General features: G+C 53.9%; 25 protein-coding genes and 1 pseudogene. 13 read left to right on the forward strand and 13 right to left on the reverse strand.

All coding sequences use genetic code 11. From position 1 onward, the window contains the following. Positions 1-55: 55 nt before the first annotated feature. From WH279_RS08905 to WH279_RS08930, 6 genes are all read right to left on the reverse strand, one after another. Complete coding sequence (locus tag WH279_RS08905) at positions 56-721, reverse strand: ABC transporter ATP-binding protein (protein ID WP_200641311.1); 666 nt, start codon at positions 719-721, stop codon at positions 56-58. Next, the gene (locus WH279_RS08910; protein WP_339455924.1) at positions 714-1,562 is read right to left on the reverse strand and encodes an ABC transporter ATP-binding protein; all 849 of its coding nucleotides are present in this window, start codon (positions 1,560-1,562) and stop codon (positions 714-716) included. Before WH279_RS08910 ends, WH279_RS08905 begins: the two co-directional genes overlap by 8 nt. Further along, positions 1,552-2,412 (reverse strand): ABC transporter permease, encoded by an 861-nt coding sequence (locus WH279_RS08915; protein WP_133846247.1) that lies wholly within the window; start codon positions 2,410-2,412, stop codon positions 1,552-1,554. The genes WH279_RS08910 and WH279_RS08915 overlap by 11 nt, the downstream gene beginning before the upstream one ends. Next, entirely contained in the window at positions 2,409-3,464 is a 1,056-nt protein-coding gene (locus WH279_RS08920; protein WP_133846248.1) for an ABC transporter permease, read from the reverse strand. The genes WH279_RS08915 and WH279_RS08920 overlap by 4 nt, the downstream gene beginning before the upstream one ends. Further along, positions 3,464-5,032 (reverse strand): ABC transporter substrate-binding protein, encoded by a 1,569-nt coding sequence (locus tag WH279_RS08925; RefSeq protein ID WP_339455928.1) that lies wholly within the window; start codon positions 5,030-5,032, stop codon positions 3,464-3,466. Before WH279_RS08925 ends, WH279_RS08920 begins: the two co-directional genes overlap by 1 nt. Positions 5,033-5,166: 134 nt before the next feature. After that, positions 5,167-5,826 (reverse strand): CPBP family intramembrane glutamic endopeptidase, encoded by a 660-nt coding sequence (locus tag WH279_RS08930; RefSeq protein WP_133846250.1) that lies wholly within the window; start codon positions 5,824-5,826, stop codon positions 5,167-5,169. A gap of 443 nt (positions 5,827-6,269) precedes the next feature. Between WH279_RS08930 and WH279_RS08935 the strand changes: the two genes are divergently transcribed. Next, entirely contained in the window at positions 6,270-6,566 is a 297-nt protein-coding gene (locus tag WH279_RS08935; protein WP_339455929.1) for an I78 family peptidase inhibitor, read from the forward strand. 60 nt (positions 6,567-6,626) lie between these two features. Here WH279_RS08935 and WH279_RS08940 read toward each other — a convergent pair whose 3' ends face one another. The 3 genes from WH279_RS08940 to WH279_RS08950 form a co-directional block, all read right to left on the reverse strand. Beyond that, a complete protein-coding gene (locus WH279_RS08940) occupies positions 6,627-7,160 on the reverse strand; it encodes a redoxin family protein (RefSeq protein WP_234472208.1) in 534 nt (177 codons plus the stop codon). Between the two features lie 255 nt (positions 7,161-7,415). After that, complete coding sequence (locus WH279_RS08945) at positions 7,416-7,661, reverse strand: biofilm development regulator YmgB/AriR family protein (RefSeq protein ID WP_339456264.1); 246 nt, start codon at positions 7,659-7,661, stop codon at positions 7,416-7,418. A 196-nt stretch (positions 7,662-7,857) separates the two neighbouring features. After that, positions 7,858-8,538 carry a MarC family NAAT transporter gene (locus WH279_RS08950; protein WP_200641315.1) on the reverse strand — a complete coding sequence of 227 codons (681 nt, stop codon included), beginning with the start codon at positions 8,536-8,538 and terminating at the stop codon, positions 7,858-7,860. 439 nt (positions 8,539-8,977) lie between these two features. Here WH279_RS08950 and cspE point away from each other — a divergent pair, with 439 nt between their 5' ends. Beyond that, positions 8,978-9,184 (forward strand): transcription antiterminator/RNA stability regulator CspE, encoded by a 207-nt coding sequence (gene cspE, locus WH279_RS08955; RefSeq protein WP_133846254.1) that lies wholly within the window; start codon positions 8,978-8,980, stop codon positions 9,182-9,184. Positions 9,185-9,402: 218 nt separating this feature from the next. Further along, the gene (locus WH279_RS08960; protein WP_339456266.1) at positions 9,403-10,623 is read left to right on the forward strand and encodes a multidrug efflux MFS transporter; all 1,221 of its coding nucleotides are present in this window, start codon (positions 9,403-9,405) and stop codon (positions 10,621-10,623) included. On the opposite strand, the gene WH279_RS08965 is transcribed toward WH279_RS08960, so the two are convergent. After that, positions 10,620-13,703: a beta-galactosidase gene (locus WH279_RS08965; RefSeq protein ID WP_339455932.1), complete on the reverse strand. Its 3,084-nt coding sequence runs from the start codon at positions 13,701-13,703 to the stop codon at positions 10,620-10,622. The genes WH279_RS08960 and WH279_RS08965 overlap by 4 nt on opposite strands. Before the next feature lie 284 nt (positions 13,704-13,987). Here WH279_RS08965 and WH279_RS08970 point away from each other — a divergent pair, with 284 nt between their 5' ends. The 4 genes from WH279_RS08970 (at position 13,988) to lpxO (ending at position 16,176) form a co-directional block, all read left to right on the forward strand. Next, a complete protein-coding gene (locus tag WH279_RS08970) occupies positions 13,988-14,149 on the forward strand; it encodes a hypothetical protein (protein ID WP_166653759.1) in 162 nt (53 codons plus the stop codon). Positions 14,150-14,352: 203 nt separating this feature from the next. After that, positions 14,353-14,616, forward strand: coding sequence for an anti-adapter protein IraP (iraP, locus tag WH279_RS08975; protein WP_339455936.1), 264 nt, complete (start codon positions 14,353-14,355; stop codon positions 14,614-14,616). A gap of 158 nt (positions 14,617-14,774) precedes the next feature. Further along, complete coding sequence (locus WH279_RS08980; protein ID WP_133846258.1) at positions 14,775-15,080, forward strand: PsiF family protein; 306 nt, start codon at positions 14,775-14,777, stop codon at positions 15,078-15,080. Positions 15,081-15,264: 184 nt separating this feature from the next. Next, on the forward strand, positions 15,265-16,176 hold the full coding sequence (lpxO, locus tag WH279_RS08985; protein ID WP_339455939.1) for a lipid A hydroxylase LpxO: 912 nt from the start codon (positions 15,265-15,267) through the stop codon (positions 16,174-16,176). 40 nt (positions 16,177-16,216) lie between these two features. Here the strand turns inward: lpxO and proC are convergent, their stop codons facing one another. Next, positions 16,217-17,026: a pyrroline-5-carboxylate reductase gene (gene proC, locus WH279_RS08990; protein WP_227535771.1), complete on the reverse strand. Its 810-nt coding sequence runs from the start codon at positions 17,024-17,026 to the stop codon at positions 16,217-16,219. Between the two features lie 173 nt (positions 17,027-17,199). Here proC and WH279_RS08995 point away from each other — a divergent pair, with 173 nt between their 5' ends. Beyond that, a complete protein-coding gene (locus tag WH279_RS08995) occupies positions 17,200-17,649 on the forward strand; it encodes a YaiI/YqxD family protein (RefSeq protein ID WP_339455942.1) in 450 nt (149 codons plus the stop codon). Between the two features lie 42 nt (positions 17,650-17,691). On the opposite strand, the gene WH279_RS09000 is transcribed toward WH279_RS08995, so the two are convergent. Further along, positions 17,692-18,378 (reverse strand): DUF2076 domain-containing protein, encoded by a 687-nt coding sequence (locus WH279_RS09000; RefSeq protein WP_339455944.1) that lies wholly within the window; start codon positions 18,376-18,378, stop codon positions 17,692-17,694. A 307-nt stretch (positions 18,379-18,685) separates the two neighbouring features. Here WH279_RS09000 and aroL point away from each other — a divergent pair, with 307 nt between their 5' ends. The 5 genes and pseudogenes from aroL to ppnP all read left to right on the forward strand — a co-directional run bounded on the left by aroL (position 18,686) and on the right by ppnP (position 22,093). After that, positions 18,686-19,210 (forward strand): shikimate kinase AroL, encoded by a 525-nt coding sequence (aroL, locus tag WH279_RS09005; protein ID WP_339455947.1) that lies wholly within the window; start codon positions 18,686-18,688, stop codon positions 19,208-19,210. 141 nt (positions 19,211-19,351) lie between these two features. Continuing rightward, positions 19,352-19,543 carry a YaiA family protein gene (locus WH279_RS09010; RefSeq protein ID WP_133846264.1) on the forward strand — a complete coding sequence of 64 codons (192 nt, stop codon included), beginning with the start codon at positions 19,352-19,354 and terminating at the stop codon, positions 19,541-19,543. Positions 19,544-19,857: 314 nt separating this feature from the next. Then, a pseudogene (locus tag WH279_RS09015) lies at positions 19,858-20,652 on the forward strand (IclR family transcriptional regulator); the annotation flags it as partial. Positions 20,653-21,024: 372 nt separating this feature from the next. Continuing rightward, positions 21,025-21,702, forward strand: coding sequence for an AroM family protein (locus WH279_RS09020; protein ID WP_339455950.1), 678 nt, complete (start codon positions 21,025-21,027; stop codon positions 21,700-21,702). Positions 21,703-21,802: 100 nt separating this feature from the next. After that, positions 21,803-22,093, forward strand: coding sequence for a pyrimidine/purine nucleoside phosphorylase (gene ppnP, locus WH279_RS09025; protein WP_133846267.1), 291 nt, complete (start codon positions 21,803-21,805; stop codon positions 22,091-22,093). A 67-nt stretch (positions 22,094-22,160) separates the two neighbouring features. On the opposite strand, the gene rdgC is transcribed toward ppnP, so the two are convergent. Beyond that, a complete protein-coding gene (gene rdgC, locus WH279_RS09030) occupies positions 22,161-23,072 on the reverse strand; it encodes a recombination-associated protein RdgC (RefSeq protein WP_133846268.1) in 912 nt (303 codons plus the stop codon). Positions 23,073-23,140 lie beyond the last annotated feature (68 nt).

A 23,140-nucleotide genomic window follows, 5' to 3' on the forward strand; every position in this document is an offset into this window, starting at 1 on the left:
GTGGATCAGAAATGCCAGATCTGACTATGGTTAGCTGTTAAAAACACAACCTGCTTTAACCGACGATGCGGCCCTGATCCATCTGTACGGCACGGTCACACATGTGGTCGATCACGTCAGGATCGTGACTGACCAGCACCATCGTCAGATTGTCCTGCTGTTTAAGCTGATTCAGCAGGTTGAGGATCTCCGCCTGCACCGACATATCCAACGCTGAGGTGGGCTCATCCAGCAGCAGAATTTTCGGCTCAAGCAGCAAGGCACGCACAATCGCAACGCGCTGACGCTGGCCGCCCGAAAGCTGATGCGGGTAGCGATCGGCCAGTGCCGGATCCAGCCCAACGTGACGGAAACCCTGATCGATACGGTCATTAATATTATCCGCTTTAATCAGTTTCAGCGGCTCTGCCAGGGTGCGGCGCAGGCGATGACGCGGGTGCAGGGAGGCGTAAGGGTCTTGAAACACCATCTGCACGTCGCGCCGGAGTTGCCCGGTAAACGGCTTACCCGGCAGCGCCTGATGGCCTGCAAGCAGCATCTCACCCTGCCAGTGCGGGTTCAGACCGGCCATGACCCAAAGCAGTGAGGATTTGCCACAGCCGGAGGGACCCACGAGGCCAAAGCATTCGCCCGGATTGACTGACAGCGTGACGTCATGCACCACGGTACGCAGGTCGTAGCCCTGTTTGTGAGCCACGCTCAGTTGGGATAACTCAATCATGCTGTTGCCCCTGTGTCAGCGCCGCGCGATCCAGCACAGGAAGGGGTTGACCCCGGGTCGATCTATTCGGACGACAGGACCACAGCGTACGGGTGTAAGGATGCGTGGCATGCGGTAATTCAGCTGCCGCCAGCTGGTCGAGCACTTCGCCCTGATACATCACCATCACACGCTCACAATGTTCGGAAACCTGTTGCAGATCGTGGCTGATCAGCAGCAGTCCCATGTCACGTTGTTCGACCAGATTGCGGATCAGCCTGAGTACCTGGTCGCGCATGGCGTGATCGAGCGCGGAAGTGGGTTCATCAGCAATCAGAAAACGCGGTTCTGCGATCAGTGCCATTGCCAGCATCACACGCTGACCCATCCCCCCCGAGAGCTGGTGTGGGTAACGCTTCATCTGTTCTGCGGGCTGCGGCAGGCCCACGGCATCCAGCATGTCGCAGACTTTCTCTTTGATTTCAGCCCGGCTGAAACGGCCGTGTAGCTTAAGCGGTTCTGCCACCTGCCAGCCGATGGTGCGCAGCGGATTCAGGGCATATTTCGGGTCCTGCATCACCATGCCAAGCTGGCTACCGCGCAACTGGCTCCAGCGCCGTTCGTTCAGCGTCAGGGCGTTTTCTCCGGCGATGCTCAGGGTATTCGCCTGTACCTGGAGAGAGGGAGCCAGCAGCCCCATCAGTGCACGCGCGGTCAGGGATTTGCCGGAACCGGATTCCCCGACCAGCGCCACGCGTTCACGGCCGAGCGTAAAGCTGATATTTTTCACCAGCGCCGTACCGTCAGCGCTGCGGATCGTCAAACCGTCTGCCACGATGGGTGCAGAAGAATCAGTTGCCATTTCGGGTATCCAGTCGGTCACGCAGGCCATCGCCTGTCAGGTTAAATGCCAGGCTGGCAAACAGAATCGCACCACCGGGAACGGCGGCGACCCACCACTGGTCAAAAATCACTTTACTGCCTTCGGCGACCATCGAACCCCATTCTGCGGTCGGGGGCTGAATGCCCATCCCAAGGAAACCCAGGCCCGCCGCCGAGAGAATAATCCCGCCGAGGCTGAGGGCTGCACGTACCACGGCGGTGGGCAGGCAGAGCGGTAAAATATGACCAAACATCAGACGCAGACCATTAATTCCCTGCATGCGCGCGGCGGCAAGGTAGTCGCTGCGGCGCAGTGCCAGCGTTTCAGCTCGCGCCTGGCGCGCAAATGGCGGCCAACTGGTGAGTGCCAGCGCCAGCGCGCCGTTCATCAACCCAGGCCCCATCATGGCGACCAGTGCCAGTGCAATGACCAGATTGGGCAGTGACAGAAAAATATCAGTGATGCGCATCAGTACACGCTCACTCCAGCCGCCAAGATAACCGGCGCTGATACCAATAAGCATGCCAACGGGGATGGTCAGCACCAGGATCAGCGAGACCAGCAGCAGCGTAGGACGGGCACCATAAATCACCCGGGAAAGCAGATCGCGGCCAAAACCGTCCGTGCCCAGCCAGTGGCTGGCGGACGGCGGCATCAGACGTATGCCCATTTCCTGGGCGTTAGGATCAAACGGGGCCAGCAGCGGGGCAAACAGCGCAGCAAAAATCAGCAGACCCACCAGGCTCAGCCCGAGGGTCAATGTGATATGACGACGTGGTCGCCGCGTGCGCGGTTTAACGCTTTCAGCATCAGAGAGAGATTGCGTCATCGTGTTCTCGGGTCGGTCAGATAGGTTAACGCATCGGCCAGTGCATTGATGGCAATAAAGCAGCTGCCAATCAGCAGGGTGGAGCCGAGGATCGCCGGGGTATCGGAGGCGAACAGCGCCGTGGTCATGTAGCGCCCGACGCCAGGCCAGGCGAAGACGGTTTCCGTCAGCACGGAGCCTTCCAGCAGGGTAGCGTAAGAGAGCGCCAGCACTGTGATCAGCGTGCCACGTACGTTAGGAAAAATATGCAGCAGCAGAATGCGTCCACGGCTGGCGCCTTTAGCGCGGGCCAGAGTGACATACTCTTTACTGCTTTCTTCCAGCAACGCTGCGCGCAGCAGACGGGTAATGGTTGCCATCGATAGCAGGCCAAGCACCACCACGGGCAGCCACAGGTGGGCAATGGCGTTGCGGAACATCTCCATATCCCCGGAGAGCCAGCTGTCAATCAGCACCAGCCCGGTTTTCGGTTCAAGGGTATAAATCCAGATATCATCCAGACGGCCTGGCCCGGCAGACCAGTGCAGCACGGCGTAAAACAGCAACAGACCCAGCAGGCCGAGCCAGAATACCGGCACCGAATAACCGAGCAGGGAGATCATACGGGCTACGTTATCCAGCACGCTGCCGGGTTTCCATGCGGCCAGCAGGGCCAGCAGGATGCCAAACACCGCGCCAAAGATCATCGCGCAGGTGGCCAGCTCAATCGTGGCAGGGAAGGTACGCAGCAGATCGCTGGCCACCGGCTGATTGGTGATGCTGGAAATACCGAGATCGCCACGGACTAAATGTTCCAGATAGTGCCAGAATTGCACTGGTACTGGCTGGTCCAGCCCGAGACTGGCACGCACCTGGGCATAGGTCGATTCGCTGGCGTGATCGCCGGCAATTTGCAGCACCGGATCAACCGGGGAAAGATGGGACAACGCAAAAGTGAAAACCAGCAGTCCGAGCAATGTCACCACCAGCGAAAGCAGGGCACCGAGTGCCCCACCGCTGCGACGCCAGAAAAGCCGGGCAGAAGGCCCGGCATTGTTTTCGGCTGCTGCCATTACTTGGTGACCTGGCTGTAGTAAACCATATCCGGATTAATCCCCTGCACGTAGCCTTTCAGATTATCGCGCAATGCCACCAGATTACGGGCCTGCATACCGATGACATACGGTGAGTTTTTCTGCACTTCGCGCTGCATTTTTTCATACAGTTCAACGCGCTTCGCTTTGTCGGTTTCTGCCGTGGCCGCCAGCGTCTGCTTGCTCAGTTCCGGGATGTGCCAGTTAGAGCGCCATGCCAGCGTTTTGCTACCGTCTTCCGGGTTGTAGGCAAAGGCGGCGGCATTGGTGTTCGGATCGAAATAGTCGGCACCCCAGGCGTTCAGCGTGGATTCGTACTGGTGTGATTTCACGCGGGTAGCCACTTCAGAACTGATGCCAGGCTGGACTTCAACTTTCACGCCACCTTTAGCGAAGCTGGCCTGCAAGGCCTGGGCAATATCCAGGTACGGTGGCTGGTTGCTGACGGCCAGCTTAAAGCTGACGTTGCTCAGGCCTGCTTTCTTCAGAATGGCTTTGGCTTTTTCCGGGTCGTAGCTGTACGGGTTTTCGTTCAACGCACCGAGGAAACCTTCCGGCAGGAAAGACTGATGTACCTGGAACTGGCCTTTCAGCAGGTCGTTGGCAATGCCTTTATAGTCGAACAGGTAACGCGATGCTTCCCACAATGCCGGGTTTTTCAGCGCCGGGTTGGCATCAATATTGAACTGAATGTAATACAGGGAAGCCATCGGCACCGCGAGGGTTTTCACACCCGGCTTATCTTTCAGAGAGGCCATTTGATCGGCACCCAGGTTACGCGCGATATCGGCATCCCCCTGTTCCAACAGCAGGCGGCGTGCCGCGGGCTCCGGTACGTTTTTGATTAACACATTCTTCAGCTTCGGTGCGCCGGCCGGAGAGGTCGGGTTCGCGCTGAATAACACCACTTCATGCGGAATATATTTACGGATCTGATACGGGCCACTGCCTGCGGAATTCAGTGCCAGCCATTTGTTGCCGAAATCGCCTTTCTGTTCGTGCGCCATCACGGTTTTTTCGTCAACGATAGAGGAGACTGGCGCTGCCAGCAGGCTCAGAACGTAGGTCGGGCTGACGTCTGCGCTCCAGCTGATCTGCACATGGGTATCGTCGATTTTCTTGAACTGGGCGTCAACGTTCTCTTTGGTCCAGCCAAGCTGAGTCAGAATAAAGGACGGATCAAGGTTCAGTTTAACAACGCGTGACAGTGAGAAGATCACATCTTCAGGGCGCAGCGGGTTGCCGGAGGCAAATTTTGCCCCTTCGCGCAAAGTAAAGGTCATGCTGCGGTTATCGCTGCCCGGTGTCCAACTGCTGGCCAGCGTTGGTTTCAGGTCAATCGGGTTTTGCGGGTCAGACTGCACCAGGCGCTGATAAAGGTTGGTGAAAGCCTGTACGGAGGTCAGTTCAAAGCCGTCGGCCGGATCGAAGCTTTTTGCATCATCAATAGACTGGGCGATCACCAGTGTGTCAGCAGGGGTCGCAGCCGACGCAGCAAACGATGCTGCCAGTGCCAGGGCGATAACAGAAGGGACTGCAATTTTCATGACGTTTCCTGAAGTGACGTTTTTCGCGAGTGTAAGGGAACAGGGGATAAGAACAATAGTAGATTATTCGCTATCGTTATGCCTGAAAGTTATAAGTTGAAGGAAACGGTTATAGAACTAATGTGTACCAGGCATCATGGCTGGCTGAACATTTGCCACAGCAACGGAGCGATACTCAGCAGATTGTTAAGCATATGCAGAAAAATCGGCAGTTTCAGACCACCGGATACCATGCGTGCGGCGCACAGCAGTAGCGAAAGCACCATCAGGGCAATCACGGTTTGCAGATGGGCGTACTGGGTGTGCATCGCGGAGAAAATAATCGAGGCCAGCAGAGCACAGGCGATGCGCTGGCGCGGCGCCCACAGCAGGAATGCCTGCAGGATAAAACCGCGAAACAGGATCTCTTCAAATACCGGAGCCAGTATCACCACCGCAAAGGCAAACCATACCAGGGTCAGATCGCTATGGCTGAGCTGCTCGCCGATCCAGCCCTCCTGGCGCAGATAGAGTGACTGGCTGGCAATCACCGCCAGCAACAGACCCGTAAATAACAGCATCTGGCGCAGTTTCAGCTTGCCCAGAGGAATATCCTTATGATGCTGCTGATACCAGCGATAAAGCGGCACGAGGGCGGCGAACTCCAGCAGGCAGAGGATCGGCATCAGCAGGCCGCGACTTTTCAGCATCTCGAAATGAGGAAAACTGCTGACCATCACCGTAATGGCATACCAGACCATAAATACGCCTGCACAAAGCAGGGTGTGGCTGACCCGGTCGGTCGATGGTGTCATGGTCGTAAGGCTCGTTAGCGTCTCAAGGAGTGCGATGTTAGCAAGCACGACATAGGCTGTCGAGAGACGCCAGTTATGGCGATTTACATCAAAATATCTAAATAGTTTCCTATCATTACCGATATTAAGGCAGCGGGGCAGGATAATTTTACGCGCTCCTGAGTGAGGCAGAAGCGCGGGCAGAGGGTTAACGGACTCTGACTGCAACCAGAGTCATGAAGACTGCAAAGGCGACAAAGATAACGAGTTCCACAGGACGCTCCTCTGTAAGGATTAGTCCTAAAATTATAGCCAATGATGAATTTCTTTATAAACAGGGTGTGCGCCTGATACGGGCAAAGCACAATGTCTCATGGGCAAATCTGGCTGCGCAATAACGGTATAATCTGTTAACCTTTCAAAGGCATTGTCGTTTTATCTATGCTTTGAAAGGAGAAATAACCGTGAAACATTATGGGAAAATAACCGTGATTGCCGCACTAATGGCGTTGTCGGGTTGTCAGTCGGCCAGTGAAAAAACGGTGGCAGCAACGCCGGTCGATCCGGCGATGGACCAGTGTGGTGCATCACAGTATCAGCAGTATGTGGGTAAACCGCTGTCGGCCATTGAATCTCTCCGTTTTGAACACGCGGTGCGTGCCATCCCCTACAACTCTGCAGTGACAATGGACTTTAATCTTAATCGAATCAATTTCCTGGGTGATAAGCAGGGCGCGATCAGCAAGGTTTACTGCGGGTAACTGTGGTTGAAATCGCTATCCCGTCCAGTGCGGGCGGCCTGATGATACGGTCGCCCTCCGTCAGTAGTGCCACTTTCTTACCCACCAGAGTCGTAAACCAATGCCGACTGAGCTGGTCCAGCCGCTGGTCGTCCCCACCACTTCCCCTTTTGCCACGATCAACAATGTTGGCGTTGTCGTCACTCCCCAGCTCGCGGCCAGCTCACCGTTGCGATCATTGACGACCGGTAGCGTCAGATGTTGTCCATTCAGGTAACGTACAATATTGATGTCGCCACCTGAGCGATTGGCAATAGTCAGTACACGGGTCCGTTTGTCATTCAGATTCATCAGTAGTGGGAGGGTGTCATGACAGGTTCCACACCAGCGGTCCCAGAACCAGACCAGTAACGGGGTTTTCTCACTGAGCTCCGCCAGCGTCAGGTTCTGACCGTCAATGGTATGCAACATTTGTCCGGCAATATCAGCGGGAAGATCCGGGGCACGAATACCATCTATCAGACGAATAAATAAAATCAGTGATAACAGGGGAAGCAGCAGATAAAAGCTGACCTTCTTAAATTGGTTTATCAGTGTGTTGTGCCAGTTGCGCATTGCCCGTCTCCGCCTGCGTACGGCGCTTATCTTAACGAGGCCATGACGAATGGCAATCGCCTGGCGTGTAAACATTCGTATAGGGAATAATGAATTACGGGTCGAGACTGCGGGCTGTCATCTTGCTGCAACTTCAGTGGGGTAGGGTAAGGCAGCTGAAAAGTGATCTCCTCGTCACTCTGAAAATATGCAATGCTCGTCTTCTCCCGCCCTGTGCGGGATTTTTTTTGCCTGCGATGCCATGCATGAATAATGCTATCCCGTGCCTTCCAAAATCTGTGCCAGCAGGTTGCGATATCCTTCCAGTACGGATTCGTCGACTTCCCGTTCCAGACGCTCAATCACATTCGCAATAATGGCTTTATTACTGGGCGTCCTGCCTGATTGCATCAACTCCTGCATGATCGCTTCCAGCAATTCACTCTCTTTCGGTGCATGAAATGACGGACTATTAAAATAATCGGTGATGGCGCGTCCGGCGCCGGGTAGTGGCTGACTCATGGCTAACCTCCACAAACGCGCCATCTGTGGCCACATGGCCACTGAAGGGTGAGATAATAACGTCATCGGCATTGAACCAGACTGTCAGAACAACAGTCCGCCAGTTGCCTGGAAAATAAACAGGTAAGATTATTAATTACTCTAGATGGCGCGTGCGGGATCGCCAGTCACAAACGGTTTTTTTTTACGGTTGTTATCACGAAATCGGCAAGCTGTGGTAAGTGCTGATGACTTCCAGGATGCCATTAATCATAAACTGCACCCCCATACACACCAGCAAAAAGCCCATCAGACGAGAAATAGCTTCAATACCGCCTTTACCGACAAGACGCATGATCGCACCAGAACTGCGCAGACATCCCCAGAGAATAAGGCTGACGGCAGCAAAGACCAGCGGTGGCGCCGCAGTTATCACCCAGGGGGAAAATGTGCTGCCATTATGGATTGTTGAGGCGCTACTGATGATCATGGCAATGGTTCCAGGACCCGCAGTGCTGGGCATCGCCAGCGGGACAAACGCAATATTCACCGCTTTATGTTCGCTCAACTCGTCCTTTTTATGCTCAGCTTCCACCGAGTGCTCGATGTGCTGCTGCGGGAATAACATGCGGAAACCCAGAAACGCCACAATCAGGCCACCCGCAATACGCAAACCTGGGATGGAAATCCCAAAGGTATCCATCACTACATTTCCTGCGTAATAGGCGATGGCCATAATGAGAAATACATAGAGTGAGGCCTGCGCGGCCTGGCGGTTGCGTTCCTGATAATTCATGTCACCTGCCAGTCCCAGGAACAGCGCCACCGTAGTGAGTGGGTTTGCCAGAGGCAGCAGTACCACCAGGCCAAGGCTAATGGCTTTCATCAGTTCTAACATTGCTGGGATCCTTGCATGCAATTAAATAGGGGGGAGTAGGCCATGATGCATCATACCCACTGTGATGCGAAGCGTAACTGAATTACAACAGGAAGAATTGACTCTGCGTGGTAAAAAGCCCGGATGGAAATCAGCATGAGAGGTACGAGTTCTGTTGAGGTAAACAAAAAGTTAAAAATATTTTTTGTTTAAAATCAATTAATTGTGTTTTTTATCTCGTTTTTATTATTGCAGCACTTGTACTCAGGCCTGGGTTATGAGTAAATGCTCGTGTCGGTTTTGATACAGACCCACGTATGCGAGCAATTTTAGTAAAGCAGTCTTCAGTTCAAGCGTTAGCCTAAGCTTCTTCCTGACTTCCTTCTGAGTGCCTCATAGTAACCCCTGTTGACAAACCCTGTGCCCACTGTGGCTTACTACAATTTTGAAGGAAAGACCCATGTCAATGACTGGTTTAGTAAAATGGTTCAACGCTGAGAAAGGTTTCGGCTTCATTTCCCCAACTGACGGCAGCAAAGATGTATTCGTACATTTCTCTGCAATCCAGAACGGCGGCTTCAAGACGCTGGAAGAAGGTCAGAAAGTATCTTTCACTATCGAAAATGGCCAGAAAGGCCCAGCAGCTGCTAACGTAACTGCTCTGTAAGATAGTGAATGTTCGTTAGTACGATACAGCGTTAAACCTGAATCATACGAAACGAAATCAAAAAACCCGCCTTATGGCGGGTTTTTTGCGTTTGAATGTCGGCCGTCCATTTTGCTCACACTTTTTATCAGACGCATACCGAGAATAACCTGACGGCTCAAGTGAGTGTTGTTACACTCGCCTCTCAGTTCTCCGCGACAGGTTATACGCACAGCACGATGGAATCCTGGAAAGTTAACCTCATCTCGGTCTGGTTCGGTTGTTTATTTACCGGGCTGGCCATCAGCCAGATTATCCCGTTTCTCCCGCTGTACGTTGAGCAACTGGGCGTTACGGATCCCAGCGCACTGACATTATGGTCAGGTCTGATCTTCAGCATCACCTTCCTCGTTTCCGCCATTGTCTCGCCCATGTGGGGCAGTCTTGCTGACCGTAAAGGCCGCAAGCTGATGCTGCTGCGTGCTTCTCTGGGAATGGGGGTGGTGATCCTGTCGCAGGCTTTCGTCACCAACGTGTGGCAGCTTCTGGCCCTGCGGGCGCTGATGGGGCTGACTTCCGGTTATATCCCCAATGCAATGGCGCTGGTCGCTGCACAGGTACCGCGTGAACGCAGTGGCTGGGCGCTGAGTATGGTCAGTACCGCGCAGATCTGCGGTGTTATTATGGGGCCGTTGATGGGGGGGCTGCTGGCTGACTGGGTTGGGCTACAGGCGGTCTTCCTGATCACCTCCGGGCTGCTGCTGATCAGTTTCCTCATCACCTTGTTTCTGATTAAAGAGGGCGGCCCGCCACGGGTGAAGAAAGAGGACAAGCTCAGTGGCAGCATGGTATTTCATACCCTCAGTCGCCCGGGATTAGTGATCAGCCTGTTTGTTACCACGCTGGTGATCCAGTTATGTAATGGTTCGATTAGCCCCATTTTGACGCTGTTTGTGCGTGAACTGGAGCCGAACGTACAGAATATTGCTTTTGTCAGCGGAATGGTTGCTGCTATCCCCGGTGTGTCCGCGCTGCTCTCAGCGCCAACGCTGGGCAAGCTCGGTGACCGAATAGGTGCCGAACGTATTTTGTTTGCAGCGCTGATTTTTTCCGTGGTGCTGTTTGTGGGGATGTCGTGGGCAGACAGTGCCGTGGAGCTAGGGATATTCCGTTTCCTGCTCGGCTTCGCCGATGGTGCGATGATGCCAGCGGTGCAGACGCTGCTGCTGCGCTATTCCAGTGACCAGGTGACCGGGCGTATTTTTGGCTATAACCAGTCCTTTATGTACCTCGGTAACGTCATCGGGCCACTGATGGGGTCGGCTATCTCAGCTGTCGGCGGTTTTCGCTGGGTATTTGCCGCGACGGCGGCGGTGGTCCTGGTGAACAGCGTGCAACTGATTTGGGTTTATCGTCAGTCCCGGCGCACTGCAGTGCTGCGCCGGGATGGGAAGGTCTAGCGGGCGAGCGACATACTCATCTGGTAACGATACTGGCGTTCAGACAACAGGAAGTCCGGGCTGACGCTCGGGCTCCAGGAATCATCACCACCAACGCCCATATGATAGCCATCAACAATCAGCCAGCACCCAGGTTCGTCACGGAGCAGGTGACGGTGTGAAGTCTCCCGCAGCTGTTCCAGGCTGTGACGGCTGAGTGAGAAGTGGAACTCACCGTTGAGCCGCCAGTGACCGTAGGTCAACTGCTGAGTGCCACCGCGCAGGCCATTTTCACCCGGGAAGACATACGGCGTGCTCAATTGGTCAAGCGGTAACTGCCAGCGGGAAAACTCGGCGGCCAGTTGACGGTCAGGATAGTTTTCGTGTGGGCCAAGGCCCAACCAGCTTGCACTGCCTGCCACTTCTGCCAGCTGGCAGCGCAGGCCAATACGTGCAGGTTCCGGCTGTCCGGCGGCAATGTCCACTTCAACTTCAATATGCATTACGCCCTGCTGATCAATCCGATAGCATTTACGGCTGAGGAAACGTAACTCTCCGGCAGACAACCAGGCGTGCTCTGTTCTGATCTGCACGCCATCACTCAGCGCATCGGCTTGCAAACGCAGCAACTGACTTTCCAGCTGATAATGGCCTGCTCGCTTCCAGCGTTCTACCCATGCGTGCGGATCGATACGTGTCACTTCGCTGATGCCGATATCATTATCAATGGGGGCGCGGGCAAAGAGGTCGCGTAGCGGAGAGAGTAACTGGGGTTCACTGCCGTTCAGCCACTGTACCAGTTCACCGCTTTGGCGGCAGAATTGCCAGCATTGTTCCCCACGACGAACCTCAATCCACTGCAGCTCCTGGCTCAGTTGTGGCATTTCCCCCGCGGTTTGCGGTTCAGGGAGAGCCAGGGCCGCAGGCAGACGCCAGCCATCCCATGCTACACGCTGACCCGCAGGTGACCAGTCGGTGGCGAGAGGTTGAATCACCTCAACCCGCAGCCACAGCTCCCCTGTCAGCGAGGGCAGAGCGCCCAGCGTTAATTCAATGCTGCCTTCCGGGGCGATATCCAGCGTATGTTGTCCCTCTGCTACTGATTTTCCCTGATGCTCAATACGCCAGTGCAAATGTTCATTGTCGCTGTGGCGGAACAGGTATTCGCTGGCGATACGTACGGTTAATGGCGCAGTGCTGGTCAGTTCAAACTGGAAGAACTGCTGGGCGCGCTGGGCTTCAAACAGTGCCGGATGAGGCGTGCGGTCCGCAAACACCAGCCCATTCATACAGAACTGACGATCGTTGGGTGTGTCGCCAAAGTCACCGCCATAAGCCTGGAATCGCTCACCGTTTTCGTCCAGGCGCGTCAGGCTCTGGTCGACCCAGTCCCAGACAAAACCGCCCTGCAGGCGAGGGAACTGGCGGAAAGCCTGCCAGTAGCGATCAAAACCGCCAAAACTGTTGCCCATGGCGTGCGCATATTCACACAGGATCAGCGGTCTGTTTTCTTCCGGCAGGCCGATCCATTTTTTAATTGACCATTTTGGCACAGCATCGAAGGGTTGATCCTGATCGACGCGGGCATACATCGGACAGATAATATCGGTCGCGGCGGTATCGGCCCCTCCGCCTTCGTACTGCACCGGACGGCTCGGATCCTGGCTCTTGATCCAGCGATAGAGTGCATCATGGGTGCTGCCATGGCCGGATTCGTTGCCCAGTGACCAGATGATAATGCAGGCGTGGTTACGATCGCGCTGCACCATGCGGATGACGCGTTCGCTGAAGGCGTTAAACCATGATGGATCATCCGACAGTCGGTTCATCGGTTGCATTCCATGGGTTTCGATATTCGCCTCATCCACTACATACAGACCAAAACGGTCGCACAGGCGATACCACAATGGATGGTTTGGATAATGTGAGCAGCGCACCGCATTAAAGTTATGCTGCTTCATCAGCAGGATATCAGTGATCATGGTGGCTTCATCGACCACCTGGCCGAAGTCCGGGTGATGTTCATGGCGGTTAGTCCCGCGGATCAGTAGCGCTTTGCCGTTGAGTTTCAGCAGGCCGCCACTCACTTCGATCTTGCGGAAGCCGACGTCATACGCTTCTGCTTCAATCAGCGTACCGCTGGCATCCAGTAGGGAAACGACAACGCGATAAAGATAAGGTGTTTCGGCACTCCACAGCAAGGGCCGGTCAACATGCAATGTCAGTCGGGTGCGGTCGAGATAACGACCGCGCTCGTCGATAACTGGCGTGCCAAATGGCTGATGATGATGCGCGATTTCCTGACCTTCACGCCACAGCGTTACCTGGAGCTGATAATCGCTGGCGTCCATCAGTGAGGTGAGCGCCAGGATGTTTAATTGTGCAGAACGATATTCCGGGCTGAGAACGGTCTCAATTTGGACATCACACAGCTGTACGGTCGGTTTATGCAGCAGGCAGACATCACGGAAAATCCCGCTCATGCGCCACATATCCTGATCTTCCAGATAGCTGCCGTCACACCAGCGCAGCACCAACACCGCAATGCGGTTTTCACCCTCATGCAGGCTGGTACTGAGGTCAAACTCTGCCGGCAGACGGCTATCCTGCGAGTAACCGATAAACTCGCCGTTGCACCACAGATAAAAGGCAGAGTTCACGCCGTCAAAAATGATTCGCGTCTGTCCCGTCGCCAGCCACTCAGGCTGACATTCGAATGTGAGCGAGTAACATCCCGTGGGGTTATCGGCAGGAACACGCGGAGGATCAACCGGAATGGGGTACTGCACGTTGGTATAGATTGGGGCGTCATACCCCGCCAGCTGCCAGTTCGCCGGAACGGTTAAGCGATCAGCCAGGGGCAGATCGGCAACCACCCACTCATCAGGTACCGCTTCCGGGCGAGTGAAATAGCTAAAGCGCCACTCTCCGTTCAGTGACTGAATACTCTGACTGGCACGATCGTCCCGTGCAGCATCGCTGTCGCGCCAGCTGGAAAAAGGCGGATGAGCGGGCAGACGGTTGAGTTGCGTGACCGCCGGGTTTTCCCAGTGACGCTGAGAAAGTCGCTGTTGCAGGGTGAGTTGTGCAGAGTCGGTCATGCCAGATTCCTTATAAATGTTATGCGCTCACATTGATGCGGAAACGGAATGAAGTAAAGGAAAAAGAGTGTGGAATGCGATGCTGGTCGCAACATTTACGGGTAAAGAAAATCTGTAAATAGCTCGCTGCGCGCAGGGTTGTAGCGGGAAACCAACAGGAAAACGTTAAGCGTCGTTACGCCGGGTAAAAAGGCCCCGGAACCAGAGAATTCTGCATTGTGAGGGGCATACGCGACGCTTACTATCAGCGCCAGTTGTTATTCACTGTTGTACGAGGGATTCACATGATTCGTGTCATTAAAGCGGTAAGTATCATTGCGCTGGTTGCAGCATTAAGCGGATGCCTGTTCCCACCTCCGGGCGGTGGCTGGGGAGGAGGACATGGCGGCGGTGGAGGACACGGTGGCGGTGGGCCTCGCGGTGGCTTTATGGAACAGGGGCGCTAAAACCTGACAGTTCGGGGGCCGACCGGTCCCCGAAAGTGAGTGCCAGCGTTTAAACAGGAAGAGCGTCAGCGAAACGTTTCGAAAAAAACATCGCTTTAATTGCTCTGTTTTGGGGCATAAGTCACGAAAATATAAAGCGAATATCAGTTTTCTTTTTTTGATGTGGATGATAACGTCTTGCTTTAACTCGCTGAGACAGTCGCATGAAAAACCTCATTGCTGAATTACTGGTAAGGCTGGCGGAAAAAGAAGAAGAGTCGAAAGAACTGGTGGCTCAGGTCGAAGCGCTGGAAATCGTCGTGACGGCACTGCTGCGTAAGCTGGATGGCGAACAGCTTCAGCAAATAAATACCCATATTTCTGAGGCGATGCAGACGGCATCAACCGCAATGGCTTCAGATTATAAGAAAGACGCTTCTTTGTTGGAAAGTTATATTCATCGCCTGTTACACCATCCCCGACAGTAGTTCCACGATTCAATTAAACGCACATCGAACTCACATGTATGTGGTGATGGGCGCTTTCATATCACTTTTTGAAAATATTCCTGTTTACCCGCTCGCTGAAAACAAAAGCCGTGCCACACTGATCATTGTGCTTATAACAATAATGGGATGGTATGCGAATGAAAGTTCAGTTACTGATAGCGGCTGCCCTGTTCTCACTGACGGCGGCCGGTTATGCTGGCGCCGCAGAGAAAACCGCACAGCAGCAAAAAATGACCGTCTGTAATCAGCAGGCAGGGGATAAGGCCCTGAAAGGGGATGAGCGCAAAACCTTTATGAGCAACTGTCTGAAGAAAGACAGCAAGATGGATGGCATGACGCCGCAGCAAATGAAGATGAAAACCTGTAATGCCGGGGCAGGTGAAAAAAACCTGAAAGGCGACGAGCGCAAAACCTTTATGAGCAATTGCCTGAAAAAAAGCTAATACATCGTGGGCTACCGTCCCGTGGATGGGCCTCCTGAGCCATTTTTATCGCCTCAGGTCATCAGTGGCACTGATTGTTAATGTCAGTGCCATTTTCTTTTCCTAAACTCTATTCCCTCTCCAACGCCTCACCGGTCTGCCGGGTCGTTGCGCGTTATTCACTAACAACTACAGGATGTGTTGTATGGTGGCTTTCATCATTATCGGTATTTTTATTATTAGCGTGATCTATGCCCACTCGCGTGGACGGATAAAGCTGAAATTCTCACGACAGTTATTCGACCACTCAACCTTTATGGCGCCCATCAATATGTTTATGACCGGTCTGTGCCTGCTGCCGCGTAAACAGCCTTATTTTGATCACGACGTTTTTCCCGAATTAAAAAAGCTGACCGATAACTGGCAGGTTATTCGGGAGGAGGCGGTACGTTTACAGGAGCATATCAAAGCCGCGCAGTCGCCTAATGACGCCGGATTCAATACCTTCTTTAAGCGCGGCTGGAAACGCTTCTATCTGAAATGGTACGGCGATGCGCATCCTTCGGCGCAACAGCTTTGCCCGCTTACGAGTGCATTACTGAGTGAGATCCCCGCTGTTAAAGCGGCCATGTTTGCCGAGCTTCCCGCGGGGAGCCATTTGGGTAAACATCGCGATCCTTACGCGGGATCGGTGCGCTATCACCTTGGGCTGATAACGCCAAATGATGAACGTTGTTTTATTGAGGTGGATGGAATACGGCACAGCTGGCGCGATGGTGAAGCGGTGTTCTTCGATGAAACCTACGTGCACTGGGCGCAAAATACGAGTGAGGAAACACGCATTATTCTCTTCTGTGATGTGGAACGCCCGATGAAATGGCCCTGGGCGCAGGCCGTGAATCGTTGGGTTGGGGCAAAAATCATGTCCGCCGCCAGTTCACCCAATGATGAGGGAGATCGTGTTGGCGGCATCAACCGTATCTTTAAATACGTTAACCGCGCCCGGGATGCAGGGCAGCACCTGAAAAAATGCAATCGCACGCTCTATTACGCGCTGAAGCACACGCTGATCGTGGTGATTTTTCTGCTGATTATTGTGCCGAGCATGATGGGGTAAAAAACGGAACGGTGCCGCCGGATGCGCGGCACCGGGGGGATTACTGTTTGCTCATCTGCTCAGATTTCGCCATACACTGCTGCATCGCTTCGATCACCGCAGAACGGAACCCTTTCTGCTCCAGCACTTTGACGGCTTCGATGGTGGTACCGCCCGGTGAGCACACCATATCCTTCAGCTCGCCAGGATGTTTACCGGTTTCCAGTACCATCTGCGCCGCGCCTTTCACCGCTTGCGCGGCAAATTGATAAGCCTGCGCGCGCGGCATTCCCCCCAGCACGGCGGCATCCGCCATCGCTTCAATAAACATAAACACGTAGGCTGGCGCTGAGCCACTGACGCCGACCACCGCATGAATCAGATATTCTGGCACCAGCGCGGCTTTACCGAAGCCGTTGAAAATTTGCACCACTTCATCGGCTTCTTCGGCGGTCACCAGCACGTTAGGCGTTACCGAGGTCATGCCTTCATTGACCAGCGCCGGGGTATTTGGCATCACACGTATAATTTTACGATCATGCCCCAGCACGGTGGCCAGCGAGTCCAAAGTGACGCCTGCAGCGATGGAGACGATCACTGTCTCTTTGTGCAGGCTGCCAGCGATATCCTTCAATACAGACAGGATCACATTGGGTTTCACTGCGCCAAACAGGATATCGGACTGGCGGGCGACCTCTTCGGCACTCTCTGCCGGGGTGATGCCGTACTGCTGTTGCATCGCCTGGTTGGTGGCGGGTTTACGGTCGAAAACCAGAATGTTTTCAGGTTTGACCTGACCCGCGGCGACCAGGCCCGCAATAATGGCTTTAGACATATTACCGCAGCCAATAAAGCCTACTTTCTTATCCATGACGATCTCCCTGTTTATTCAGTCTGTCAGAATCTGGCTGATGCCATTCCTCCACCTTAACTCAGCTTGGGTCAGGCTTAAACCTCAAAGGATGCCTGAATTTTAGGTTGCCATTGTGGGAAACAATGTTGAAGATCGTGATTGTTCTCGACTCTCAGTAAAAGGAAATGGCGATGCCAATCTGGGTGGATGCCGATGCGTGCCCGAAAGTGATTAAAGAAGTACTGTACCGTGCAGCAGAGCGCGAGCAGATGATGGTAACGCTGGTCGCTAATCAGTCACTGAGCGTGCCGCCGTCGCGTTTTCTGCGGACCCTGCGTGTTCCGGCAGGGTTTGACGTGGCAGATAATGAAATTGTGCAGCGGGCTGAAGCGGGGGATTTGGTGATCACGGCGGATATCCCGCTGGCAGCGGAAGTCATGGAGAAAGGCGCGATAGCGCTGAATCCACGCGGTGAACGCTACAGTGACGCGACTATCCGTGAGCGTCTGACGATGCGTGACTTTATGGACACGATGCGCGCCAGTGGGGTGCAGACGGGTGGACCGCCCACGTTGAACCAGCGTGACCGTCAGCAGTTTGCCAACGAACTGGATAAATGGTTACAACAACAGCGTAAATGACAGACAGCCTCTCCCGCTTTGCAGGAGAGGCATGATCATTATTCAGACAAAACTGTCATCATCAAAATCGTTGTCATCAAAACCGTCATTACTGAAATCGTCATTGGCATAATCCTGTTGCAGACCGTTGTCCTGCGCCAGGAATGAGGTGTTGTCGCTGCCGTTATTAAACGTGTCGAGATTATTGCTGAGATCAGGGTCTGGTAGCGCCGGTTCGTTAATAATATTGACGATCTCTTCCGGCTGCTGGTGGTGGAACATACTGGTCAGCATCTCGGCCATGACGACGCCCCCGGCGACGCCAACAGCGGTCTGTAATGCACCGCCGAGGAAACCACGACCTGCAGCAGGCGCTGCGGCATAAGCCGGTTGCTGTGGCTGGGCTGGCGCATTATTCCAGGGCTGTGTGGCCGCGGGGGGCTGCTGTAGGGGTTGCGCACGGTTCCCCCCGCCAAACAGCCCGGAGAGGAAGCCTCCGCTGCTCTGCTGCGGTTGTTGCCGGGCCTGCGTCAGCTCGCTTTCCAGCTGAGTAACGCGTGCGTTTAGCTGCTTCATTGCCGCCTCCTGAATCAGAAGGGCTTGCGCCATGTAGTAAGGCGCTCCGGGTTGTTGCTGCACCTGCTGTTGGATCAGTTTCTCTGCCGCACTGTCACGGGGGCCGGACTGTGACTCCGCCTGTTTCAATCGGGTAAACAGGCTGTCAATTAACTGCTGTTCTTCGTTCTGCATAATGATTCTCCGGAAACGGGCGACAGCGTTTATAGTGGCAAGACCGTAGGGAAAGTAAATCATGCTGGCGTAAGGAAATGTTGCGGCAATAAAGGCGTGCATTTACTATGTGTAAATAAATAATTACACCTATAAGTTTTTATTAAACAATATCTTGATGGGTTATCGTGCATGCTGCGCTGTAAATAAAACGTTACTACTGGCCCGCTGGGAAAATGTCGGGTATTATGCGCTGCAACGTTAATCATTGGTTGGCCTGCTGCGTGCAATTAACGGCGTCGGCTGTTTGCTAAAGGAAGTGCCTGTTATGTCATTACCCATCTATCTGGTCGGCGCACGCGGCTGCGGAAAAACAACCGTTGGTCATGCCCTGGCGCTGGCATTAGGGTACGCCTTCTGTGACACCGACCATGCATTGCAGCAGTTTAGCGGGCAAACCGTTGCGGATATTGTGGCTGGTGAAGGATGGCCGGGCTTCCGTCTGCGTGAAACCGCATCGTTGAAAACCGTCACTGCACCTTCAACGGTGATCGCCACGGGTGGCGGCATGGTTTTATCCGAAGAAAATCGCCAGTTTATGCGTGAACATGGCCAGGTCATCTACCTGAATGCCGATGCCGCTGTGCTGGCAGACCGTCTTGAAGCCTATCCTGAAGCCGAACAGCGTCCGACATTGACCGGGCGGCCGATTGCGGAAGAGATGGTTGAAGTGCTGGCGGCGCGTGATGCGTTATATCGCCAGACTTCACACCATATTATTAACGCTATGCAGTCCCCTGACGGCGTCGTCAGCCAGATCCTCAGCGTGCTTTCTCTCGCCCGCGCCAGCTAAATTCTCTGTTGGTGCAGCGTTGCCTGCACCCCTCTTGCCTGCTTTCTCCCTTGTCCCGCAGATAAACCGTTTCGATTGTCTATACTCAGGTAAGGTCATCATACTGGCCGCGCACGTTTACTGACATCAAAAGGGGGCACTATGCCAGGCAGACCACCATATCCACGAGAAGCGAACATCATACCGGTCGAGAAAGGCGCGCCCGGCAAATCGGTGATCTGGTATGAACTCCGTGCCGACCATCCGAAACCTGATTCTTTGATCAGCGAGCATAAAACCGAGCAGGAAGCGCTGGATGCTAAAAAACGCTATGAAGACCAGTCGAAAGAATAAAGAATAGTGTGTACAGGCAAGGATGCCGACACCCGTTATTCCCCCGCAAGATTGTCGCAACTTCTTACGAATAATCTTACTTTTAATCTCTCCTCGTCACAGTATAATTGGCTATGGCTCGGCTATATATCGCCATAAATACCCGCAATTTCACCCTCTCTGGCATATTTAAGTATCGCCTTCTGTCCTGACAAAATGATCACATCGGTGACCTTCCTCCTGCACCCAAATTAATGCTTGACCCTGATTCCGCCCCGCCGTAGGTTTATCAAAACGGGAAAACAGGAACAGAAGTTCCTGATAGTGGAACAAAAGGTATGACCACCTTAGAGAATGCGACGGCGGTACTGAAACTTTTTAATCGAAGTGGAGTGAGCCAGGGCCAGCCAGGCCTGACGTTTACCGATATTGCCCAGGCGCTGGGGCTGCCGAAAAGCACCGTTTCGCGGCTGCTCTCTACCATGGAAAACCAGGGATTGCTGGAGCGCGATCCCGATACCCGCTGCTTTCATGTCGGCCATATGCTGCTGACGCTGGCCAGTAACTATCTCTCCACGCCGCTGGTGGATGGCGCGTCATCAATGATGGCGAGGCTGGCTGCGGAATCCAGCTGTACGGGCTATATCTCCGTGCTGGAAGGGCGTGAGATTATGGTGATGCGCATGTTTCAGGGCCGAATGTTCATTCAGGTTGTTACTCCGCCAGGGAGCCGTCTGCCAGCGGCAGAAACGTCGGTTGGTCGGGCGATCCTCTCCCGTTATAGCGATGATTATGTCCGAAAACTCTATGCCGGAAGCTGGCAGGTGAACTCCCCGAATTCTCCGCAGACGCTGGATGAATTGCTCACTGAACTGGCCAGTATTCGTCAACAAGGATGGGCGCTGGCACGCAATGAAACCTTACAGGGGATCAGTGCGGTATCCACCACGATTACCAATAAACATCGGGGGGAAACGGTCGCACTTTGCCTGTCGTTTCCGTCTGAGCATCATGCGTCACCTTATTCTTCCTCCGCACTGGACGCATTACAGATTGTGACGCGTGAGCTGGCGGGGAAATACGGTGACCGCGCAGGGCAGGGAGGCAATATGACCTCTGCCCTGCAGTAATTACCTCATCTCCTTTCGGATATGAAGTACGCCTCCACCAGGGCACCTGCAGTACCACGTAGTGACATGATTATCTGAAACAGCCCGTCAGAGGCAGGATGATCATCCCCAGAAGGGGTCCCCTGATACCTCAGGGGATCTCTCTTTTTTGCCTGAAACTGACGTTGTTCAATGTGATCTAACCCCTGTTTCTGTGTGGGGTCGCACATTGATGAGATCAGGTTCAAGGATAATCAAAGGGCGTCGGGGGGTTACTGCTATTATTCAGTAGAGAATACCAAAGGCCATTGCGCCCTCGCCCCAGGGGGAGAGGTTAAGCAGCCGCCAAAGATTAAGCAGGATGATAGCCTGTTGTCAGTGGAACTATGCACTATGAAGCCATCTCTGGTTACTCTCTCTTGTGGGCAGTCTCCACGCACCGACATTCTGCCGCTGCTGCTGGAGCATCTTCCTGAAGAGCAAATCGTTCATGTCGGGCTGCTTGATGACCTGACGCATGCGCAAATTGAGCGGCAATATGCGCCCGACAAAGGGGGCAAAATGCAGGTTATCCGGCTGAATGACGGTAGCCAGGTCTGCGTGTCGGCTGAGAAAATCACAACGGAATTGCAGCAGCGCATTCTGATGTTAGAAGAGTGCGGGTACGACACTATCCTGCTGTTGTGTTCGGGTGACTGCGGCCCCCTTTACGCCAGTACCGCGGTGCTGCTGGAGCCTGACCGTCTGGTCCCTCCGCTGGTGAAGGCCATTGTTGGCGGGCATCAGGTCGGGATCGTGGTATCGGTTGCCGGGCAAATTCATGCTCAGAAGAATAAATGGAAAAACCTGAAGCATCCCCCCTGTTTTGCCGTTGCCAGCCCGTATCATGCCAATGATGAGCCGCTTATTGAGGCCGCATTATCATTACAGGAGCAAGGTGCCGATGTGGTGGTGCTGGACTGCATGGGCTATCACCCGCGTCATCGCGATTTTTTACAGGCACTTCTCGGTATTCCGGTACTGTTGTCTAACATGCTGATTGCCCGTTTGGCGGCAGAACTGTTGGTATAAGTCACGATTGCAGTGCGTGGTACGCAATAGTGCGTGACAGCCTGTTAATTATCGCTCTACACTGCAAACTTACCTTTGTCTCTGATTTTAAGGAAATTATATGCTCAATGTTAGTGAGTATTTCGACGGTAAAGTGAAGTCGATTGGTTATGAGAGCGCCAGCACAGGTCGTGCCAGTGTGGGTGTGATGGCTGAAGGCGAGTACACTTTTGGTACGGCTCAGGCAGAAGAGATGACCGTGGTCAGTGGTTCCCTGAAAGTGTTACTTCCAGGGGAAGTTGAGTGGAAACTCTATCAGCCAGGCCAGATCTTTAACGTGCCGGGCCACAGTGAGTTCCATTTGCAGGTGGCTGAGCCTTCTGCGTATCTGTGCCGTTATCTGAAAGATTGATTTAAGCAGGGTCGGGCATGCCCGACCCCTACGTGTAGGGGCGACGCATGCGTCGCCCGCAACAGCATTAACGCTCTGCTTCGCCACCTAACGCTTCCACAGTATTGCTGATTAACGCAGCCAGCTCGCCCGTCATCAGAATAAAGTCAGCATCAAAACGTCCTGTCACATCTTCCCGATCAATATCGTCGTTCTGTTCGCGCAGGATGTCTGAGAATTTGAGGCGCTTGATCGAACCATCATCAGACAAGATCATCTGAATGCGTTCCTGCCAGTCGAGAGCCAGTTTCGTCACCAGTTTTCCGGCTTCGATATGGTTGGCGATCTCGTCGCACACCAGATCCTGTTTCTTGCAGCGGATCACGCCGCCATCTTCCAGAATCGCTTTCAGTTCAGCCTCATCCATCAGCGCAAATCCTGCCGGCAGTTCACCGGAACGCACCCATTCTGTCATCGTCAGTTCAATCGGGCTTTCCAGCGTCAGCGGCACCACCGGCAGTGAGCCGAGGCTTTTACGCAGCAGGGCGAGCGTATCTTCCGCTTTTTTCGCGCTGGCGCAGTCGACCATAATCAGGTTGTTAACGGTGTCTATCCACACATAGGTCTGGCTGTAACGGCTGAAGGCGCGTGGCAACAGGCTGTGCAGCACTTCATCTTTCAGAGAGTCTTTTTCTGTTTTTTTCAGCTTGCGCGATTGCTCAGCTTCCAGTTTACTGATTTTCGCTTCCAGTGCTTGCTTGATCACCGGCGATGGCAGCATTTTCTCTTCTTTGCGCGCACAAATCAGAATCTGACCGTTGGTGACGTGCGTCAGGTCGTCGCTACGTGGACCAATGGGAGAAACCCAACCGGTCTTGGCCATATCCTGGCTACCGCAGGGGGTGAAAGAGAAGGCATCGAGCTGTTTTTCCATCTCGTCTGCTACCAGCGGAATGTCGCGATTAAGACGATAAACCATCAAATTTTTAAACCACAGCATGCTGCATTCCCTCTCCGGACGCGCAAAAGGCGCGCGAGTTCAAAGTCAGCGCGCATGATAGCGAATCG

It is taken from the genome of Erwinia sp. MYb375 (genome assembly GCF_037479175.1).
GTDB lineage: Bacteria > Pseudomonadota > Gammaproteobacteria > Enterobacterales > Enterobacteriaceae > Erwinia > Erwinia rhapontici.

Bases quoted from the DNA above. Each gene is read 5' to 3' on its own strand.
- WH279_RS08905 (WP_200641311.1), bottom strand. From the start codon at position 721: ATGATTGAGTTATCCCAACTGAGCGTGGCTCACAAACAGGGCTACGAC.
- WH279_RS08910 (WP_339455924.1), bottom strand. From the start codon at position 1,562: ATGGCAACTGATTCTTCTGCACCCATCGTGGCAGACGGTTTGACGATC.
- WH279_RS08915 (WP_133846247.1), bottom strand. From the start codon at position 2,412: ATGACGCAATCTCTCTCTGATGCTGAAAGCGTTAAACCGCGCACGCGG.
- WH279_RS08920 (WP_133846248.1), bottom strand. From the start codon at position 3,464: ATGGCAGCAGCCGAAAACAATGCCGGGCCTTCTGCCCGGCTTTTCTGG.
- WH279_RS08925 (WP_339455928.1), bottom strand. From the start codon at position 5,032: ATGAAAATTGCAGTCCCTTCTGTTATCGCCCTGGCACTGGCAGCATCG.
- WH279_RS08930 (WP_133846250.1), bottom strand. From the start codon at position 5,826: ATGACACCATCGACCGACCGGGTCAGCCACACCCTGCTTTGTGCAGGC.
- WH279_RS08940 (WP_234472208.1), bottom strand. From the start codon at position 7,160: ATGCGCAACTGGCACAACACACTGATAAACCAATTTAAGAAGGTCAGC.
- WH279_RS08945 (WP_339456264.1), bottom strand. From the start codon at position 7,661: ATGAGTCAGCCACTACCCGGCGCCGGACGCGCCATCACCGATTATTTT.
- WH279_RS08950 (WP_200641315.1), bottom strand. From the start codon at position 8,538: ATGTTAGAACTGATGAAAGCCATTAGCCTTGGCCTGGTGGTACTGCTG.
- cspE (WP_133846254.1), top strand. From the start codon at position 8,978: ATGTCAATGACTGGTTTAGTAAAATGGTTCAACGCTGAGAAAGGTTTC.
- WH279_RS08960 (WP_339456266.1), top strand. From the start codon at position 9,403: ATGGAATCCTGGAAAGTTAACCTCATCTCGGTCTGGTTCGGTTGTTTA.
- WH279_RS08965 (WP_339455932.1), bottom strand. From the start codon at position 13,703: ATGACCGACTCTGCACAACTCACCCTGCAACAGCGACTTTCTCAGCGT.
- WH279_RS08970 (WP_166653759.1), top strand. From the start codon at position 13,988: ATGATTCGTGTCATTAAAGCGGTAAGTATCATTGCGCTGGTTGCAGCA.
- iraP (WP_339455936.1), top strand. From the start codon at position 14,353: ATGAAAAACCTCATTGCTGAATTACTGGTAAGGCTGGCGGAAAAAGAA.
- WH279_RS08980 (WP_133846258.1), top strand. From the start codon at position 14,775: ATGAAAGTTCAGTTACTGATAGCGGCTGCCCTGTTCTCACTGACGGCG.
- lpxO (WP_339455939.1), top strand. From the start codon at position 15,265: ATGGTGGCTTTCATCATTATCGGTATTTTTATTATTAGCGTGATCTAT.
- proC (WP_227535771.1), bottom strand. From the start codon at position 17,026: ATGGATAAGAAAGTAGGCTTTATTGGCTGCGGTAATATGTCTAAAGCC.
- WH279_RS08995 (WP_339455942.1), top strand. From the start codon at position 17,200: ATGCCAATCTGGGTGGATGCCGATGCGTGCCCGAAAGTGATTAAAGAA.
- WH279_RS09000 (WP_339455944.1), bottom strand. From the start codon at position 18,378: ATGCAGAACGAAGAACAGCAGTTAATTGACAGCCTGTTTACCCGATTG.
- aroL (WP_339455947.1), top strand. From the start codon at position 18,686: ATGTCATTACCCATCTATCTGGTCGGCGCACGCGGCTGCGGAAAAACA.
- WH279_RS09010 (WP_133846264.1), top strand. From the start codon at position 19,352: ATGCCAGGCAGACCACCATATCCACGAGAAGCGAACATCATACCGGTC.
- WH279_RS09020 (WP_339455950.1), top strand. From the start codon at position 21,025: ATGAAGCCATCTCTGGTTACTCTCTCTTGTGGGCAGTCTCCACGCACC.
- ppnP (WP_133846267.1), top strand. From the start codon at position 21,803: ATGCTCAATGTTAGTGAGTATTTCGACGGTAAAGTGAAGTCGATTGGT.
- rdgC (WP_133846268.1), bottom strand. From the start codon at position 23,072: ATGCTGTGGTTTAAAAATTTGATGGTTTATCGTCTTAATCGCGACATT.